This is a genomic window from Shewanella maritima, assembly GCF_004295345.1.
GTDB classification, from domain to species: domain Bacteria; phylum Pseudomonadota; class Gammaproteobacteria; order Enterobacterales; family Shewanellaceae; genus Shewanella; species Shewanella maritima.
Genome location: NZ_CP036200.1, coordinates 4,345,972 through 4,363,663 on the forward strand (window position 1 = coordinate 4,345,972; position 17,692 = coordinate 4,363,663).

Annotated in this window: 12 protein-coding genes; 5 read left to right on the forward strand and 7 right to left on the reverse strand. The window is 45.4% G+C overall.

The annotated features are described in order from the left end of the window. Window positions 1-64: 64 nt before the first annotated feature. Window positions 65-1,114 carry an AraC family transcriptional regulator gene (locus tag EXU30_RS18440; RefSeq protein ID WP_130602519.1) on the reverse strand — a complete coding sequence of 350 codons (1,050 nt, stop codon included), beginning with the start codon at window positions 1,112-1,114 and terminating at the stop codon, window positions 65-67. 154 nt (window positions 1,115-1,268) lie between these two features. Here EXU30_RS18440 and EXU30_RS18445 point away from each other — a divergent pair, with 154 nt between their 5' ends. Then, entirely contained in the window at window positions 1,269-2,240 is a 972-nt protein-coding gene (locus EXU30_RS18445; protein ID WP_130602521.1) for an NAD(P)H-dependent flavin oxidoreductase, read from the forward strand. 203 nt (window positions 2,241-2,443) lie between these two features. On the opposite strand, the gene EXU30_RS18450 is transcribed toward EXU30_RS18445, so the two are convergent. The 6 genes from EXU30_RS18450 to EXU30_RS18475 all read right to left on the reverse strand — a co-directional run bounded on the left by EXU30_RS18450 (window position 2,444) and on the right by EXU30_RS18475 (window position 12,811). Next, window positions 2,444-3,136 carry an aspartate/glutamate racemase family protein gene (locus EXU30_RS18450; RefSeq protein WP_130602523.1) on the reverse strand — a complete coding sequence of 231 codons (693 nt, stop codon included), beginning with the start codon at window positions 3,134-3,136 and terminating at the stop codon, window positions 2,444-2,446. 58 nt (window positions 3,137-3,194) lie between these two features. Next, entirely contained in the window at window positions 3,195-4,169 is a 975-nt protein-coding gene (locus tag EXU30_RS18455; RefSeq protein ID WP_130602525.1) for an MBL fold metallo-hydrolase, read from the reverse strand. 443 nt (window positions 4,170-4,612) lie between these two features. Further along, the gene (locus tag EXU30_RS18460; RefSeq protein WP_130602527.1) at window positions 4,613-7,723 is read right to left on the reverse strand and encodes an efflux RND transporter permease subunit; all 3,111 of its coding nucleotides are present in this window, start codon (window positions 7,721-7,723) and stop codon (window positions 4,613-4,615) included. Beyond that, complete coding sequence (locus tag EXU30_RS18465; RefSeq protein WP_130602529.1) at window positions 7,720-11,133, reverse strand: efflux RND transporter permease subunit; 3,414 nt, start codon at window positions 11,131-11,133, stop codon at window positions 7,720-7,722. Before EXU30_RS18465 ends, EXU30_RS18460 begins: the two co-directional genes overlap by 4 nt. Window positions 11,134-11,147: 14 nt before the next feature. Beyond that, window positions 11,148-12,260 carry an efflux RND transporter periplasmic adaptor subunit gene (locus EXU30_RS18470; protein ID WP_130602531.1) on the reverse strand — a complete coding sequence of 371 codons (1,113 nt, stop codon included), beginning with the start codon at window positions 12,258-12,260 and terminating at the stop codon, window positions 11,148-11,150. A 368-nt stretch (window positions 12,261-12,628) separates the two neighbouring features. Then, a complete protein-coding gene (locus tag EXU30_RS18475; RefSeq protein WP_130602533.1) occupies window positions 12,629-12,811 on the reverse strand; it encodes a hypothetical protein in 183 nt (60 codons plus the stop codon). Between the two features lie 236 nt (window positions 12,812-13,047). Here EXU30_RS18475 and EXU30_RS18480 point away from each other — a divergent pair, with 236 nt between their 5' ends. The 4 genes from EXU30_RS18480 (at window position 13,048) to EXU30_RS20935 (ending at window position 17,618) form a co-directional block, all read left to right on the forward strand. Beyond that, entirely contained in the window at window positions 13,048-14,658 is a 1,611-nt protein-coding gene (locus EXU30_RS18480) for a phytoene desaturase family protein (protein ID WP_242620264.1), read from the forward strand. Next, complete coding sequence (locus tag EXU30_RS18485; RefSeq protein ID WP_130602535.1) at window positions 14,651-15,859, forward strand: FAD-binding oxidoreductase; 1,209 nt, start codon at window positions 14,651-14,653, stop codon at window positions 15,857-15,859. The genes EXU30_RS18480 and EXU30_RS18485 overlap by 8 nt, the downstream gene beginning before the upstream one ends. Window positions 15,860-16,237: 378 nt before the next feature. Then, complete coding sequence (locus EXU30_RS18490; protein ID WP_130602537.1) at window positions 16,238-16,549, forward strand: hypothetical protein; 312 nt, start codon at window positions 16,238-16,240, stop codon at window positions 16,547-16,549. A gap of 286 nt (window positions 16,550-16,835) precedes the next feature. Next, complete coding sequence (locus tag EXU30_RS20935; protein ID WP_242620265.1) at window positions 16,836-17,618, forward strand: TRADD-N-associated membrane domain-containing protein; 783 nt, start codon at window positions 16,836-16,838, stop codon at window positions 17,616-17,618. The last annotated feature ends 74 nt before the right edge of the window (window positions 17,619-17,692 follow it).

A 17,692-nucleotide genomic window follows, 5' to 3' on the forward strand; every position in this document is an offset into this window, starting at 1 on the left:
TTAGTCGATTAGCTATTAAATGCCACTGATTGAGTCATCATTCAGTGGCATTTTTGTGTGCGCTTTAGCGTTTGCGATAGGCACTAGGTGGCACGCCTGTCCATTGTTTAAAGGTGCGGGTGAAAGGGCTGGTTTCTGCAAATCCTAAATAATGGCTGATTTGCTCTATCGACAGTTCACTGTGAGCGAGTAGCTCAATGGCCTTGTCGCGCTTGAGTTGATTCTTTAACGCGATAAAGCTATTGCCCTCATCGCTCAATCTTCTTTGTAAGGTATAAGGTGCAAGGTTAAGCTTGGCTGCGACTTTATCTAAGCTTGGGAGCTCAGGTATTTCGGGTATTTGCGCTTGTAGCGTACTTTGCAGTATTTTTCCCACTCGGGCAGAGTAACTTTGGCTGTGAAACTGCAGCATCAACAAGTTTGCAATAGGGTTTGTTAGCAGCTGCTCAAGTGCTGCTAAGCCGCGTTTATTTTCTTTTACGAGTAAGCGTTTGTCGAAACTGAGCTTAGCTCTCGGTGCGTTAAACTTAATGGGTGCGCCGTAAAAGACCAATGCGTAGTCTCTCGCGTGCACAGGCGCAGCAAAGGGCAATTCAATCGCTGTGATGGGTATAATCGACTGACTGTACCAACTGAGCATGCGGTGAATAAAGAACAAGCCAAACTCATACACAAATAGCTGTGATTGCAAAGCTAAATCTAGTTTTGGCAGCGATACCTGACATTCATCTGCAACGATTTCAATCTCAATACTTAAGTCATTGCCCATCACCTGATTATATTGCTTGAGGCGTTTTAGCACGTGCTCAAGGTTTTTAGCGGTGATCATAAAGTGGCTCATTATCGCGAAATTGCCAATCGGCAAAATCTGCTCGCCATGTCCGAGTAACTCATCTTTACCCGCAAGCATTAACTGAGTGATCAACTCGCCATACTGGCGCAGTGAGATACGTGCACTTGGCTGCATGAGTAATTGGCTCGGGATACGACATTGCTGCAGAATGTTGGATTTCTCATCATCGCTAATTGGCACTTTGGCTAGTGCGGTTTGCGCGAATGCCACGCTGATCGAGATATTATTGATTGAGACGTTGTTGCTTGAATGACTTACCATAGGTTTTGTTTATTGGTGTCAATTTATAAGGAGTATTTATCTATATTTAGGCAAATGTTGTTATAAAGTGTCAAGTTTATGTGATGTGGTGTCATTCTTTTTATCTTGTAACGATGAATAATAAAGGTGTACTCAATAACAAGGAAATCTGGTAATGGCTGTTCCTCCAATTTTAAAACAAGGTTTATCTGTGCCAGCAGTCGCTGCGCCGCTATTTATTATTTCTGGCCCTGAGCTGGTCATTGCCCAATGTAAGGCGGGCATTGTAGGCTCATTCCCGTCACTAAACGCGAGAGGCGAGGGTGAGTTTGAAAAATGGCTTATTCAAATTACCGAAGAGTTAGCAACGTACAATAAGGCAAACCCAGACAAGCCAGCAGCGCCTTTTGCGGTTAATCAGATTGTGCACCGCTCGAACAATCGCTTAGAAGAAGATTTAGCCCTGTGTGTTAAGTACAAGGTGCCGATTGTGATCACCTCTTTGGGCGCGCGCGTCGAAGTGAATGAAGCTGTGCATTCATATGGCGGAATTGTATTGCATGATATCATCAATAATACCTTTGCAAAGAAGGCCATTGCCAAGGGTGCAGATGGTTTAATTGCAGTGGCTGCAGGCGCAGGTGGCCATGCAGGCACCCAATCGCCACTGGCACTTATTTCAGAAATTCGTGAATGGTTTGATGGCCCGTTATTATTATCTGGCTCAATTGCCAACGGCGATTCTATTTTGGCTGCACAGGCGATGGGCGCAGACCTAGGTTATATTGGCTCTGCGTTTATCTCGACCAAGGAAGCGCGCGCACTAGAAGATTACAAACAGTGTATTGTCGATAGTAGCGCTGAAGACATAGTGTACAGCAACCTATTTACTGGTATTCATGGTAACTACCTAAAGCCATCGATTGTTAACGCTGGTATGGACCCTGACAATTTGCCTGAAAGTGACCCAAGCAAGATGGATTTTGGCTCAGGTGGTAATACCGATAAGAAAGCCTGGAAAGATATCTGGGGTTGCGGGCAAGGGATCGGCGCGATTAAAAAGGTACAAAGCGCAGGTGATTTGGTAGCGGATTTAAAGCAGCAATATGACGCAGCATTTGCTCGCCTCGCTAACCTTCAGGGCTAAATTCTAGAGTTAATTTTAGCGCTAATGTTCAGAGCTGGCTTTTAGCATCAATCTTTAAAGCTAGCCTTTAGCTTTAGAAATGACGTAATTAAATGCCTGGGCTGGCTCTATAACATGAGTCAATCCCAGGCATTTTTGTTTGAACTTCAGCTATTTCTATTAACGATTCAGCTAAGCCTAAGCCTAAGCCTAAGCCTCAGCAATCACGATAGGATGAAATTAACCGCAGCGCTGGCATGCAGTGACGTGGTATCAAATAATGGCAGCTGGCAATCGGCTTGTTGAACCAAAAGGCCGATTTCTGTGCAACCTAAAATTACCCCTTGCGCGCCTTGCTCTTCGAGCTTTCTGATAACATCAAGATAAATTTGCTTCGACTCAGTCTTAATCACGCCATGGCAAAGCTCTTGATAAATTATGTCGTGCACTAGCTGCATATCTTTGTCATCAGGTGTTACAACGTCAATGGCAAACCTGTCTTCAAGGCGCTGTTTATAAAACGCTTCGCGCATGGTAAAGCCTGTGCCAAGCAACCCCACCTTGTTGATGCCTTGTGAGTGCAAGGCCTGCGCTGTTGGGTCTACGATGTGCAGCAGCGGCACGGTAACCGCTTTTGCTACACCTGCGGCAACTTTATGCATGGTGTTGGTACAAATCACAATTGCATCAGCACCTGCAAGCTGCAGCGCTTGCGCAGCCTCTGCTAAGCTTTGCGTTGCCTGCAGCCATTCACCTTGAGATTGCATTTGCGCTATAGGTGCAAAATCGACACTGTTAAGAAGAATCTTGGCGCTGTGTAATCCGCCAAGGCGCTCACCAACTTCGGTGTTAATTAGCTGATAATAACTCATGGTTGACTGCCAACTCATGCCGCCAATAAGGCCAATGGTTTTCATTAAATTTTTACCTCAATAGACACTTCGTCACATTGTAATAATGACCATTGTTAATTGGCTACTTACTTAGGTCGTTATACAAGGTATCAATCCACCTTTTCTCGGTGATAAACCGCCAGCCCCAGCTTTTGTATTTCTCTGGCACGCCTGCTGCGTGGATTTGCTCCAATGATTTACCCGCCTGAATTTGTCCTCGCATCCAGTTAATGCTGTCATCAAGCATATGCTTAAACTCGCGAAGCTCAGCTTTACTGGCCATTTCGCCATGGCCTGGAATGATTTGAATGTCGTCTGGGATCTTAAGTAGGATCTTTGCGATGTTATCACGATAGCCCATTACAGAGCCGCCGCCTTTTAAATCTACGTAAGGGAAGCGGTCTTTAAAGTACAAATCGCCCATGTGGATAACATTACTTTGCTGCCAGTGCACAACACTGTCGCCATCGGTATGACCCGCACCAAGATGAATGACGTCTAAAGTGTCATTGTTAAAATGAATATGGATGCCCTGATCATAGGTGATAACAGGCAGTGCAGTTTTAGGTGTTTTTGGGTTATCACTTAAACGTTTCAGTACGTTGTGATGGGCGAGTATGGTGCCATGCTCGCCGAAATGGCTATTGCCGCCAGTATGATCGCCGTGATAGTGGGTATTAATCACGTATTTGGGTCTTGCATCAGCTTTGCCACCGCCTTGTTGATGTAAGTGACGTAGTGCCCGCTCAATTTTACCTGCTAGCGGCGCAAATTGATCGTCAATAATTAGCAGTCCATCTTCACCACTTGAAACCCCTATATTGCCGCCAGAGCCAGTCAGCAGATACACACTGTCGGTAAGCTTGGTTGCACTAATCTCAACATCTTTAAATCTGTCATCATCAGCCTTTGCTGAAAAAATTGATAAAGCAGTGAGCAACAATGCAAAGCTCACCAGAATAGGGCGCGTACGATTGTTACCTTGGAGCTTGTTTGGCAATCTTGATTTGCTAGAAAATGGTTGAACGCGTGAAGATGGCGCTAGGGATGGCTTCATAGGGCTTCCTTATTAGTTAACCTGAGCTAGGGATAATAAATCGGTTTCTAACGGCTATTTTTGCCCATTTCTTCGTTGAAGCTACTTGCAATAGACTAGCTATTGACGCGTAGCTTCGCCTTGAACTAAACAAAGCTAGCTCGCTAGAAACTAAATGCCAGGTATAACTCTGAGCTAGAGAGTTATTGGCGCTTCCTTACCCCAAGTTCAGGTTTAATTATTATTTTCTCTTGAGTCTGTTGATGCATAGGCTAGGCTTTCGTAAAACCTAAAAGCTGGCCGCATATACAACTTAGCTGCAAATACGTAAAAAAACACCTAAACGATCAGCACAGCGTCTCGTTTAGGTGTTTGGTGGTTCGCTAAGGGGTAAACTTATCGTAAATCAGAAGGATAAAACCCTTGTTCTAACGCATCGCCCTAATTAATAGTCCTAACAGGCATTAACGAGCCCAAGGCAGCAGTCTCTTGGCAGTTTGGTCTGCAATACCCAATCTAATCGCACTCTTATGGCGCATCACATACAAGCCTTGGTAGCAAAGTGGTACTAGGTACAAACTGGTTACCGTCGAAAAGGTCAGGCCGCCAATAATTGCTATTGCCATTGGTGAATATGGCGGGCCGCCGCCACCAATTTGGGTATCGCCCATAGCAAGCGGCACCAGTCCCAACACGGTTGTGGAGACTGTCATTAACACTGGGCGCAAACGGGTCTGACACACCTTGATAATGGTATCGCTGAGCTCGCCTAACTCTGGCGTCATCTGATTGATTTGGTCAACCAGCACAATGCCGTTGTTTACCACAATACCCATTAAGATCAGAATACCAATCATTGCCATCACTGACATTGGGGTAAAGGTTATCCATAATCCCCAAAATACGCCGGTAATTGAGAACAAGATTGAGGTGATAATTGCTGTTGGCAATACCAGCGACTCAAACAAGGCCGCCATTACGATGTAAATCATTGCCAATGCCAGCACCATGTTTACTGCCATAATTGCCTGATCTTCATCCTGGCGTTGGAATCCACCGCGCAGCGAATAGTCATAACCATAGGGGAAGTTAACCGTTTCCATCACCTTAGTGATTTGCTTTTGTGCTTCCTCAGTGGTCATGTCCTCAAGGTTGGCACCAATAGACAGTGCAGTTTGGCGATTGTAATGCCTAATGGTGTCAAACCTTGGCTGAATATTGATTTGCGCAATGCTATCTAAGGTATAAACGCGGTCACCTTGGCGCACAATAGGCAGCTGCTTTAGGTTCTCTAACGACTGTTGCCAGCTTTTATCAAAGCTCATTTCAATACGCAGCTCGCCACTTGGATCATGACGATATGAACGTAGTGGCGTACCACGCAGTGCAATGGCAACATTCGAGGCAATCTCTTGCAATGGCAAATCAAGTCTTGCCGCCATTTCGCGGTTAATAATCACAATGACTTCTTGCTGGGCACTGTTCACCTCAGAGCGCACATCCACCAAACCTTCGATGGTACTTAGTAGCGGCACGACTTGCTCACTAATGCGGATAAGCTCGGTGGTAGAGCGACCTGTTAGGGTAATGCGCACACCATTATTGTCGCCGCCCCAACCAAATTGCGGCGTGGCAATCGAGTATTTAGGGAAGCCTTCGCGGATCTCTTTCTTCAATGCCGCCATATCTACATCTAGATCTTTCTCAAGCAGGATGGTGGTTTGCGTGCTATCTGGAGAGTAATAGCTGTAAACCGAGTCGATATGAAACTTCTCTTTGTTGGCATACAGATAGGTTTCCATGCGGTCAATAACTGACTCTGTGACATTGAGGCTGTGGCGACCTTTTAGCTGATAGTTAATGTACAGTCTGTCGTTACCTTCACCGTCACTTTGGTCTTGCTGCACCATCGACAGCGGCAATGCAGTTGATGCCAGAATTACGATTGCGGCAACGCCTGAGCGTTTCGGGCGGGTTAATATCCAGTGTAAGCTGCGCTGATAAAACCTTGCTAGCATACCCGGCTCTTTTTCAGGCTTTACCTCAAAGTCGAACACATTCAGCATTAACGGGATTAAGGTTTTAGCAACAAGTAGTGATGCGGCAAGCGAAATGCAAATCGAAATCGCCACATGCTCTAAAAAGATAGTGAGCTCAACCTTAACGCCAAAAATATTGGGCAAGAACACAATTGCGGTAGTCAAAGTACCGGCAAGTACTGCAAGGGAGACTTTATCAACCCCTAGAAGTAGCGCTTTTTTCTCTTGTGGCTGTTCTGCTTGTGACTGTTTGCCCAGTGGAAGCCCCTGATTATCTAGTGATGCAGTCGATGTCTGTGCCGCTTTTTGTTTTTCCTGCAGCACGCTTTCTGTTACTACCACTGCGTTATCAATCAGCATACCAACCGCGAGCAGTAGTCCCATCATCGACAGAATGTTCAAGGTGTAGCCTAGAAAGTACATACCAGCTAAGGTCATACATAGTGAGATAGGCACTGAAGACACCACCACTAGAGTCATCTTGAGGTTACGTAAGAACAGGTACAGCACGCCAAATGACAGTAGGGCACCAATCAAGCCTGAGATAAGTAAGTCTTTAAGTGATGACTTTACTCCAAAGGCTTGGTCTTCCATTACAAACAGCTTGATGCCATTAAATTGCTTATCTTGTTTGGTTTGCTCAATCACCTTGAGCACGCGCTCAGACACTGCTACCAGGTTAGCGCCTGATTCTTTGAACACATCCAAACCCACCGCGTACTTACCATCTAGGCGGCGGCCTTCGCGTTTCTCTGGCAGTGAAAAGCTGACATCGGCAAAGTCTTCTAAACGCACACCCGGTTTGATCACTAATTGCTTAATGTCATCGAGATTAGTGAACTCGCCCTTAGGTGATACCTGATAAACCTGATTGTTAGCGCGCAGCGTGCCTGCACTTAAGACGAAGTTTTCGCGCATTAAACGTTGCTGCAACGCTTGGCTGCCAACGCCAGCCGCTGCAAGGCGGTCTGCGTCTATACGGATTTCAACTTGCTTTTGCTCGACGCCATAAAGGGTCACCTTTGATACGCCTTCAACCCGCTCTAACGGCTTACGCAGCTGCTTTTCAAGTAAGTCATAAGCGTTGGAAAGCTCACGCTCACTTGAAATTCGTATGGTTAAAATCGGCATATCTGAGGTCGAGAACTGACGGATAAATACCCGCTCAACATCGCGTGGTAACAGATGCCGCACAGAGTCGACTTTCTCTCGCGCCTCTAAGCTTTTAGTCGCAACCGCTTCGCCCCATTTCATATTTAGGCGAATAAACGCGCCTTCTTGGGTCGAGTCGCTGCGCATTTCTTCAATGCCGCCCATAGTTGCTAAGGCTTCTTCAAGCACCTTAGTGATTTCGCGCTCAACCTCAGCAGGCGTCGAGCCTTTATAAGGCACTTCTACCATGATTTGCGGTATATCAATGCCAGGGAACATCTCCAGCGGTAGCAGTCTGCTTGCCGCCATGCCAAATAGCATAATGGCGACAAAAAACATGCTGGTGGTAACAGGGCGATTTAGCGCCAGTTTGGTGAGGTTCATACTCGCTCCTCCACTAACTGCGCAGCCGCATTCTCATCAGGCGCTTTATCGGTTTCAACTTTAAACTGTTTGCGGTCAAACAGCCCATACAGCGCCGGAATAACCAATAAGGTAAGGGCGGTGGCGATACATAAACCAAAAATCACGGTAATGGCCATTGGCGCACGTACTTCACTACCATCACCCACACCGATTGCCATTGGCAACAGGCCTAAGGTGGTAGTCATGGTGGTCATTAAAATTGGACGCAGGCGCGATTTAGCCGCTTCACTAATGGCGTCAATTTTATCTTTACCCTGACGGCGTAGCTGATTGATACGGTCAACCAATACAATGGCGTTATTCACCACAATACCTGCCAGCATAATCAAGCCGATGAATACCACCACGCTCAAGTGAGTGTTCGTGATAAACAAGCCCAATACGCTGCCGCTGACCGCCATTGGCACTGCAACCAAAATCAATAGTGGATGCAGCAGCGACTCAAACTGACTGGCCATGACTAGATATACCAAGCAAACGGCCAGCACCAACGCGATTTTAAGTGATTGGAATGAGTGTTCCATTTCTTCATTTTGGCCACCAAATCGTGCTTGAATTGAACTAGGAATAGCTTGAGCTTTAAGGATTTGATTCGCTTCAGCGACCGCTTCTGTTAAATCGCCATAAGCTAGGTTTGACGACACAATGGCCACACGTTGCTGGCTTACGCGGTTAATGGCTGATGGGCCAGTTTGTAGCTCAACATCGGCAATGGCGCTCAGTGGAATTGGCTGGCTGCTGTTTGGGTTAATGATCATCGAGGCGATATCACTAATGTGATTACGCTCTTCAAGCTCACTACGCACCAAAATATCAACCTTGCGATCACGCACCGTGTATTGACTAGCAATAGTGCCGCCTACACGCTGGGCTACACGATTAGCAACAGTAGGTGCATCCATACCCAGCGCGGCTAAACGGTCATGGTCAAAACGAATGCTGATCTCAGGCTGACCATCACGCAAGCTGGTGTTGATATCAATAAAGCGCTCAGATTGCGACAGTGCACTGACTAAACGGTCTGCAGTCGTTTTTAGCTGAGCAAGGTCGTAACCTGCAAGCTCAATTTCAAGGGGCGTTTTAAAGCTAAATAGCTCAGGGTGGTCAATGTTTGCTTCAAGCTCAGGCATTTTCATTGCGGTATTGCGCAGCACTTGTTTTACCTGAGCATAGGCTTGAGGCGAGTTTAGCACCACTTGCAAGCGGCCCCAGTTTTCACCGCCTCTGGCGGTATCTGAGGTCATCAAGCCGCCGCTACCTGCTTGGCTATAAGCATGCTTAACCTGTTCCATGTCGTTAATTGACCAAGCTAGCTGCTGCAGCGCGCGGTCAGTTTGGCTAACTGAAGTGCCAGGCGGCAGCAAAATCTCCACATAAAACTCACCCTGATTCATCGGCGGAATAAGCTCCATGCCAAGGCGTGGGAATAAACTGGCACAGCCCATAGTTGCACTGATGGCAATGATAAGGGTAATAACTTGATGCTTTAACGCTTGTTTTAGCACTGAGTGGTACACAGTTTCGACTGCGCGATACACCAGATTAAACGCCGCCAAAAACGGCTTGGTGATCATCGCAAATAACCAGCGCATAAAGCGGCCAATAATCATCGCAAGAGTTAGCAGCCCAGCTGGTAGATAGCTAAATAGCAGTTTTACCGGGAAGGTCAGCACGGCAACACTGTAGTGCTTAACCTTCTGCCACTTGGTTGTGAGCATAGGTTTTGCTTGCTCAGTTTGTGCTTGCGGCAGAGATTTAAAGCCCTGACGCGACGCCAGCATAGGAATGGCGGTTAACGCCACAAACAAAGAAGCAAGCAGGGCGAAGGTGACCGTCATTGCTTGGTCTGAAAACAGTGCCCCGGCAATGCCATCGACAAACACCAGTGGGATAAATACTGCCAGTGTGGTCAGTGTTGATGCGAAAATCGCGCCCGATACTTCTTTGGTGCCTTTTACGGCCGCATCTAAGCGCGATAAGCCTTGCGCCTTGTAGCGGTCGATGTTTTCTAGTACCACAATGGCGTTGTCAACTAACAAACCAATGGCTAGAGCAATACCGCCTAACGACATAATGTTTAGGCTGATCTCAGCAAAGTACATCATATTAAAGGTGGCGATAACTGAAAACGGAATCGAGATTGAGATAATCAAAGTAGCGATAATATCTTTCAAAAATAGATAGATAACTAACATCGCCAGCAAGCTACCGATAAAGGCTGCTGAGGTGACTTCGTTTACAGCACTTTGAATAAACTCAGACTGGTCGTAAATAATCGACAGGTTTTGCTCGTCAGCTTGCGCCGTTACTTTATTTGTAGCGTCATCAGCATGAGCTTTGGCAACGATTGTTCCATCAGATTGCTCATCATCTTTTGCCGCGCCACTGTCCGTTTCTGTAGATGCTTTAGCAACCTTTAATTGGTTTTGCTCAGCTTGCATGGCGTTGATTTTAGCTAACTCAGCTTTAAGCTTTTTCGCCACCGCAACTGTGTTGGCATCACCTTCTTTATAAATGGCGAGTTCAATTGATTCGTAATCACCAATACGGGTGATATCGCTACGCTCTTTATAAGCATCTTCAATGGTGGCGATTTCATTCAAACGTACCAGCTTTTGGCCATCGCGAAACACAATCACCTGACCAAGCTCTTCTAAAGAGTGGAACTGGTTTAGGGTGCGAACCAGGTATTCTTTGTCTGACTGAATAACTTTACCCGCCGACAAATTGATGTTCTCTTGATTAATGCGGCGTTTAATATCGTCGGCGTTCAAGTTAAGTTGGGTCAGCTTTTGCTGGTTAAGCAAAATGTGTACTTCTTGCTCTAAGCCACCAGAAAGCCTTACTGCAGCCACACCGGTTAGCGCTTCCAAGCGGCGCTTTAGCTCTTCTTCAGCAAAGGTGCGCTGAGATTTAAGCTGCTCAGGCGTGGCATTGGGCAATGAAAATGCAAGACGCATAATCGGGTCAAGATTAGGGTTAAAGCGCAGCAACAGTGGCTTGTTGATATCAAGTGGCAGCTCAATGGTGTCAAGCTTTTCACGCACTTCAAGGCTTGCCATATCCATGTTGGTGCCCCATTCAAACTCAAGCACTACATCTGACATGCCTGAGCGTGAAATGGAGCTGATTTTGCGCAGGCCCTTTACCACGCCTACCGCTTCTTCAATCGGCTTAGATACAAGCTGTTCAACTTCGACTGGCGCAGCACCATCATAGGCGGTGCGAATAGTCACGCTTGGGTAACTTAAATCTGGTAGCAGTTTGACTGCCAAACGTGTGAAGCCAACAACACCAAACAGCATAATGGCGAACATGAACATCCACACGGTAACTGGTCGCTTTACCGAGGTATTGATAATTGACATGTGAGACTCCGTGCTTATTGAGGTGCGGCTTGGCTAGTTTGCTCAGTCGCGTTGTTGGCGAGCTGTCCTAAAGGCGTCACAATTTCTACCAGTGACTGATCTTTTAGGTTTTGCTGACCGCGAATAACGATGCGCTCGTCAGCATTGACGCCAGAGATAACCTCAACCAGATTGTTCTCACGGTAACCAAGGGTGACTTCGCGTCGCTCAGCCTTGGTGTCGTTAATCACATACACAGCATGCACGTTATCTTGGTTAATCAGGGCGTTGTAAGGTACGGCTAGTACGTCTTCATGGGTATCGTATTTAATCTCTACACGCGTAAACATACCGGCTTTTAAACGCGCATCCTCATTAGGCACAGCTAATGTCACTTTAAAGGTTCCGCTTTGGGCATCGACAATTGGGCTAATGCGCAGCACATTTGCATCTACTGCTACAGGTGAGTTGCTGCGGTGCTGGCTAATTACGCTTGCTTGTTGACCAAGTTTCAAACTAGGCAGTTGTTGCTCAGGCAAGTGCACAATGCCGTGCAGCTCATCTTGGTTCACGACATAAAATAGCTCTTGGAACTCTTTGGCCATATTGCCAACTTTGACGTGACGTTTGGCAATCACGCCGTCGATAGGCGAGGTGATAAAGCTTTCTTTAACATGCAGCTTGGCAAGGTCGCGCTGCGCTTTAGCTGCTTGTAGGTTGAACTCAAGTTTCGCCATGGTGTCTTGGCTAATAAACTCTTTGTTGTTCATCTTATTTAAGCGGTCTAGCTCTTGCTCAATGATTTTTACTTCAGCCACTGCGCGGTTGTAATCGTATTCCTGACGCTCAGCGTTGATCACCGCTAATACTTGACCTTGCTTAACGCGGTCACCTTCTTCTACGTTAATCGCTTTAATCAAGCCTGCTATACGTGTAGTAACGTGGGATTCTTCTGGTGCTTCTAAGGTTGCAGTGGTGCTGTAGAAGGAAGATACATCGGCCAGTTGCACTTTTGCGGTTTCAACCGGGATTGCATATTGTTTTTCTTCTTCCTCTTTTGCGGTATCAGCTGGTGCTTGCTCACAAGCCGTTAAAGTTAGTAGCGCTGCAAAAGGAAGTGCCAAAGTCAGTTTGTTGAACCTTTCCATAGGAATACCTGCCCACATCTTGTCGATTTAATTAATTTTACTGGTGAAACTCACCACCGTTTGAATAGCAATGATTTAGCAGCTTCTGTGCCAAGGTTTAAACCTGTTTAAATTCAGATGCTTACTCTGAAGTCTGGTTTGTGACAGCCGAACTTTAATTTAATTAGATGATCAAAATGTAGTGAAAATGTTGAACAGTTGGCGAAAATTAACAAAGCTTCATTCGGAAGGCTGAAACCGTGTGCCAACAGCTTGTGAAATGAATGTTTGGTTGGGGATGAGTAGGGAAACTCGCATAAAAAAGCTGGCCATTAACGCCAGCTTTTAATTTAGCTCCAAAGATGTGAGCAGGTAAAAACAGCTGCTAACTAAAACTGCTCATTGAGCATTTCAATCAGCTCGGTCTCGGTTGTAGGCACTTTGGCGAGTTCGACATTAACCGGATCTGAACCATTGAGCATGTAGGCGTTAGTGGTTAAATGATCATGGTGAAACCATTTTCCGTTAACACATACATCGGTATAACACTTAGGGCATTTCTTTAATTCCATCGTAGTCTCCTAATTCCGGTGAGTCGACCTGTGTAAACCTACCTCAGTCATTCGCTGCTCAAAGTGATCTAGATCAATCTCGCCGCACATTTATGGTGTTCAATGTCACTTTTACTCGGCTGGCTAATCAATTTACCCCTTGACTCTCATGCCACTCAATGTATCTTTATAGTGTAAAGTTTACGCTGTAAGGATGTTATGTGGTATGCAGCGAGGTCGACAAAAAAGGAGAGCGAATGACCATTACAGACTTTGATGCAATCGTAATTGGCGCAGGTAACGGCGGGTTAACAGCCGCTGCCACCTTGCAAAGAGGCGGGGCAAGAACCTTGCTGCTTGAGCGCCATAATATTCCCGGCGGCTGCGCGACTTCATTTGTTCGCGGTAATTTTGAGTTTGAAGTGGCGCTGCACCAACTCAGCGGTATGGGTACTGAAAAACAACCTTTCATTATGCGTCAGGTGTTTGCTGAGCTTGGCATTATGGACAAGTTAGATGTGGTGGTTGAGCGCGACCTCTATCGCTATGTTATGCCTGCCAAGGACGGTAGCGAGCATGCGATTGACATTACCTTGCCAGCAAGTTGGAAAGGGCTGGAGAAAACCTTAGTTGAGCACTTCCCAGATGAAGCACCAGCGATAAGTAAGTTCCTCGCCTTGTGTGAGGGCTTGTCGATGGAGTGCTTTATGGTGCTACCAAAAGCCAAGCGCATAACCGATGAGCAAGAATTTACCGCGACCTGCCCGTTATTTACCCAGTATGGTCTGCAGAGCGCAAAAGATGTATTGGATGGCTTCTTTAAAAGTCGTGAGTTAAAAGCGTTAGTTGCCGCATATTGGTGTTACCTTGGTATGCCGCCAAAAGATTTTGCCTTTAAAGATCTTGCTATCATGTTTTACTCCTACGCAGCATTCAAACCTTGCCATGTAAAAGGCGGCTCGCAAGCGATTTCCAGCGCCTTGCTTGAGTCATTTCTCGCAGCCGGCGGCGAGGTCAAATTTAACTGCGGCGCCGAGAAAATCTTAACCAAGAATAGTCAGGTTAAAGCCGTAGTAACAGAGAGCGGTGAAACCTTTAGTTGCCATCAAATTATCTCAAACATTAGCCCGCAGCATACATTCAACGAGCTGTTAGACATTCCTACACCTAAGCAAGCCGCGCAAGACATGAAGTCGCGCCGCTTAGGTACGTCAGCATTTGTGCTTTATATCGGCCTTGATTGTGCGCCGCAAGATATCGGTGTCACCGCCGCATCTAGCTTTATTGTCGATGACTTAGAAGAAGATATTGCTCACGACTTAATGAGCACAATCGCGCCGCCAAAGCATACTATGCTGACCTGTTATAACTATGACGACCCAAGCTTTGCACCTGAGGGCAAGTCGGCGATCTCGCTGGTTTGTTTGCAATATGGCGAGCCATGGCAAAACATTGCAGCAGAAGACTATGCCGCAGCTAAATATCAGTTTGCTGAGCATTTACTTGATCACGCTGAGCGTGTATTCCCTAACATTCGCGCCCATATCGAAGAGATTGAGGCTGCAACACCGCTGACTATGATGCGTTACCTTAATACTCCGGGCGGCGCGATATATGGCTTCCAGCAAAACACTCAAGATGCCAATATCTTCCGGCGCCGTATTGACCAAGTCAAAGGTCTACACATGGCGGGTAGTTGGATGGGCATGGGTGGATTCCAACCAACCTATATGGCTGGGCACACAACAGCAAAAGGCGTGTTAAAGGCTTTTGCTGCAGCAACTCAGCAAGCCTCTCAACAGCCTCAACAAGCTCAATCAAGTGCAACTCAGCAAGTCGATGCGCAAAAGGAGACCGCTCATGTCTAATACTGCTAAGCAATCAGCGCCAGTAAATGTTCTACATGCAGTGGCGGGATACGATAAAGCCCTGATGCAGCAAAAAGCCTTGTATCAGTCAGGGAGTGACTTTAACGAGCAAAATGGGGCGGTTAAAAATACTGTTGCCAAGTTGCACCCAAAGCGCATTCAGCTGCAGGTGTCTGAGGTGATTAAAGAAACACCATCAACTGTGACTTTGCGTTTGGTAAGCAAAGGCAAACCGCTACCACCATTTCAAGCGGGGCAATACATTAACTTGTTCGTCAATATTGATGGTACCGACACCGCAAGGCCTTATGCGATTTCATCCGCACCGCAGCAGCGTGATTATTACGATTTAACCATTAAGCGTGTAGAGGGTGGTTTTGTCTCTAACTACTTAATTGATGATGTAAAGCAAGGCGATAGCTTTGAAAGCTCTGGCCCAATGGGCACGTTTTACCACAACCCATTGTTTCATGGTGATGATCTGGTGTTTATTGCCGGTGGCTCAGGTATCGCGCCCGCTAGAGCTATGATAGAAGACATGGCACAAAACAAGTTTGTTGAGCGTAAAGCGCAGCAAAAAATGCACTTGATATACACCAGTAGCTATCAAGATGACGTTATCTTTGCAGATGAAGTGAAACAGCTTGAACAGCAGCATGACTTTTTAACCGTCACCTGGATTATTACTCGCCCACAAGCAGGCTATCAGGGCAGAACCGGACGATTAACGGTTGAAACGTTAACTGATCTGCTAGGTGATGATTCAGCGGCATTACAGAACAAAATGTACTATGTGTGTGGCCCAACGGCGTTTCATGACCATTGTGAAATGCTACTGCGAGATCTAAAAATCAAAGCGCGTCGAGTACGTATTGAGTGTAACGGGCCACCGAAGAATCCACAGAATTTACCTGGCTGGCCAGCAAATGTGAAAGCCGAAGATGTGATAACCGTTACTATCAAAGGCCAAGGCGAGTTTCAGGCGAGGGTAGATGAGCCACTGCTAAATAGCATGGAGCGACACGGTTTTAGTGCAGAGAACGCTTGCCGCTCAGGTGAATGCAGTTTATGCAGGGTCAAGGTACTACAAGGTGAGGTATTCAACCCCAAAGAAGCCAAACTACGCTCAACCGATGAAGCCTATGGTTGGTGCCATTCGTGTGTGGCGTTCCCGTTGTCAGATATTGAGATCATGATTTAACGGCGAGCTGGCGTAGTTAGCTTTATTGAGATAAAAACCATCAGCCAGGCTGATGGTTTTTTTTGTTTTTTTGTGCAGTTATAGTTGGTTTACTAAATAGGCTTTTTTGTTGTGTTTGTGACAAAATTCTAGGTTAACAGGATGGGATGCTGTTAGTCTTGCCAGTTATTGATAGTTTCTATTTAACAGTAGCTTACGTCACAGGGAAGATAATTCTCGTGAACTCGGTTTTAGGCTTCTACAGAGAGAGTTGCTAAGTAATACTGGTAAATTATTGGAATTATAAATTAAAAGGCACGTGTTGGTTTGGGTTCTGGTGGACTGTCAATTGATTGAGTCGGAATTTTTGCTAACACGCTGTTATATCACAGGTGGGAAATGTCAGATCGATCTGTTGAGTTAGCGAAACAAAGCATCAGTGGTACGAGCAAATATGATTACTTTATTGTTGGTATAGGCGCAGCTACTTTCTCATACTTTGCAAAAGACTATGTGTCGCCCGAGTCATTTGGGATCAATGAAGGTTCCCTAGTTGTTATCAGCTTACTCTGCTTAGCACTTTCAGTGGTCTTTGGTTTAAAGAAAATCGAACGTTATAACAAGTTTCTTGAAAAGAACAGTAAGTATTTAGATTATTCTGAGCACCTAGCTGCATATAAGAAGAATGCAATCCAGGGGGCGAAGCAATAAACTCGGAAAATGGTGAGATACTTACTCCTGAGAAATCTAGGATTAAGGCTGCAGCACTAGAAAAACTGCTTCCTGAGTGGAAGGAAGATCTAAATAAATTAGGGAATATCATTTGGTGGTGCAGTGTGATTAGAGACTATGGAGTCTTAATCGCATACTGTTCGCTATCTCTCGGAAAGCTATTGCCACTTTTCGGGCTGTGATATAACAAGGAAATTAAGTTTACCTGCAAACAGGGAGGACCGGCATCCGTCGGTTATTTATATATTTAAATGGAGTTTCAAAATTGTCCGATGTAAATGAAAAAGAAAAAACTGATCGTTACTTGGCTGAGATAGAAGAAAAAATCGGTGTTATTCAATCTAAAATTGATTATAAACACACTAAGGCTGGTGACTTCATTTTTATTGTAGTTTTAATTTCTAGTTTCCTTTTTACCTTTTTGGGTAAAGACTTCTTGTCCTTAGTAGGAATGAACAGTAGTGCGTTTTATGAATATTCATCCCTTTTAGGGATTGCCGCTATTTTCTATTTTGGATTTACTTACGCAATAATCTTAGCTAAAAACAGTCAAAGAAAACAAAGTCTTCGTGAAGAGTTAGTTAGCTTGGAAGCTCGAAAAAATATCATAAGGCCAATCAATAATGATGTGGCACCCACTTATTTTGATAGGCTGGTAGATATTAATGTAAGTAACTTAAGTGATTATTATCGCATGGTTAAGGAACACACAGATAAGAGTTTTTTAGCTTCTATAAGTGCTGGTTGCATAGGTTTTATATTGATAATCACAGGCTTGATCATAGGCTTTACAGACTTTAAAAATTCAGAGTCAATAGCATATTTGTCTGCGGGTTCTGGTGTCGTAGTAGAGTTTATTTCTGGAGTGTTTTTCTACTTGTATAATAAAACCACACTTCAACTTAAAGGTTATCACGACAGTTTGGTAAATATCCAAAATGTATTATTGTCATTTAAAATCATTGAGGATACAGAGGACTCGAAAACCAAATTGGAAATGACAAACTCAATGATCGCAGCGCTAAACAACAATAACATGGAAAAATAACATAATCATTATAATAACATGGCCACCCATGATTAATGGAATATTCACAAACACTAAACTACGCTTATTGAACT

Bases quoted from the DNA above. Each gene is read 5' to 3' on its own strand.
- EXU30_RS18470 (WP_130602531.1), bottom strand. From the start codon at position 12,260: ATGGAAAGGTTCAACAAACTGACTTTGGCACTTCCTTTTGCAGCGCTA.
- EXU30_RS18490 (WP_130602537.1), top strand. From the start codon at position 16,238: ATGTCAGATCGATCTGTTGAGTTAGCGAAACAAAGCATCAGTGGTACG.
- EXU30_RS18450 (WP_130602523.1), bottom strand. From the start codon at position 3,136: ATGAAAACCATTGGCCTTATTGGCGGCATGAGTTGGCAGTCAACCATG.
- EXU30_RS18480 (WP_242620264.1), top strand. From the start codon at position 13,048: ATGACCATTACAGACTTTGATGCAATCGTAATTGGCGCAGGTAACGGC.
- EXU30_RS18460 (WP_130602527.1), bottom strand. From the start codon at position 7,723: ATGAACCTCACCAAACTGGCGCTAAATCGCCCTGTTACCACCAGCATG.
- EXU30_RS18445 (WP_130602521.1), top strand. From the start codon at position 1,269: ATGGCTGTTCCTCCAATTTTAAAACAAGGTTTATCTGTGCCAGCAGTC.
- EXU30_RS18465 (WP_130602529.1), bottom strand. From the start codon at position 11,133: ATGTCAATTATCAATACCTCGGTAAAGCGACCAGTTACCGTGTGGATG.
- EXU30_RS18485 (WP_130602535.1), top strand. From the start codon at position 14,651: ATGTCTAATACTGCTAAGCAATCAGCGCCAGTAAATGTTCTACATGCA.
- EXU30_RS18455 (WP_130602525.1), bottom strand. From the start codon at position 4,169: ATGAAGCCATCCCTAGCGCCATCTTCACGCGTTCAACCATTTTCTAGC.
- EXU30_RS18440 (WP_130602519.1), bottom strand. From the start codon at position 1,114: ATGGTAAGTCATTCAAGCAACAACGTCTCAATCAATAATATCTCGATC.
- EXU30_RS18475 (WP_130602533.1), bottom strand. From the start codon at position 12,811: ATGGAATTAAAGAAATGCCCTAAGTGTTATACCGATGTATGTGTTAAC.